Source organism: Kineosporia corallincola (assembly GCF_018499875.1).
GTDB classification, from domain to species: Bacteria; Actinomycetota; Actinomycetes; order Actinomycetales; family Kineosporiaceae; genus Kineosporia; species Kineosporia corallincola.
In genome coordinates this window covers 1-1,030 of the sequence record NZ_JAHBAY010000047.1, presented here as the reverse complement: position 1 = coordinate 1,030, position 1,030 = coordinate 1, and the positions used below count along the sequence as shown (strand labels likewise).

Here is a 1,030-nt window from a genome sequence, read left to right as displayed (position 1 = left end):
CGGCGGCGAAGGCCTCGTACAGCTGCTCGAGAACGTCTCTGGCCCGGACCGTTTCGGCTCCCGACAGACCAGAGCCCTCCAGCAGCGACGCGAGCCGCGTGCCGTGATCCAGCGGCCCACCCGTGAAGTAGTGATACGAAGCGCCCGGGATCAAGGACCGCTGCTGAAGCCACCGCGCGTGCGAAGCCCCCACGGACAAGAACTGCACGCCCCGCTCGGGCGCCTGCGCCTGGACGGCCGCTGCGGCAATGGACCAGTCCCGCCACCGCAAGAACGCACTCTCCCGGTCCGGCTGCCCAATCACCTCATTCTTGGCCTCGTCGTCCAGCGCCCCGTCCGCACCCAGACGCGCCTGCATCACCACGAGAAAGTTCTCGATGAAAGCCTTCAGAGCCGGCAGGAAAACGCCCTCAAAAGCATCAGCTTCCAGTCGATCCCGCCACGCAAGCAGCCTCTGCCCCAGCGTCCCCAGCTCCGCAGCAGACGGGAACGTTCCCATGAACGAGGCCACAGCAGCACTCGCGCCCCGCAGCTTCTGATGCGCCCGGGCAAGCCGGCTCTCCCCTGCCCCCAGCGACTCATCATCGGCCAGATCCAGGGCATGACTCCACGCCAGCCGCAGCATCTCCAGCGCCCGCGCCCCCCAGTACGGAGAGTGAAGGTCCTCGAAATCGCCGCCTTCCTCGATATCCCCCTGAATCTTCGACAGAGCCCACCCCATCTTGGGATAGATCGACTCCCCACCGAACTGACGCCAGTCACCCTCCGGATCCACCCGAAGCGACCGGAACTGCTCACTCAAACCAGTTTTCAGCACATCCCGCAACCGCGGGCTGGCACTGAGATCATCACTCGGGATCGCCTCGTGAATGAACGAGAACTCACGATCCCCGAAGACCGACTTCAGAACACCATCGATCGGCGCCAACCGGTGGTCATGAGCCCAGACCTTCAGCCCCCCCTGCGGAAAACGCACCCACTGCCGGCCAGGACCAGGCAGATGACCGAGGTGAGAAGTCTCCCCCCGGGC

Annotated in this window: 1 protein-coding gene; it reads right to left on the bottom strand. The window is 65.3% G+C overall.

Translation table 11 applies throughout. The annotated features are described in order from the left end of the window. A partial coding sequence (locus tag KIH74_RS35630; protein WP_214160869.1) for a hypothetical protein occupies positions 1 to 928 on the bottom strand: 928 nt, incomplete at its 3' end. Between the last annotated feature and the right edge of the window lie 102 nt (positions 929 to 1,030).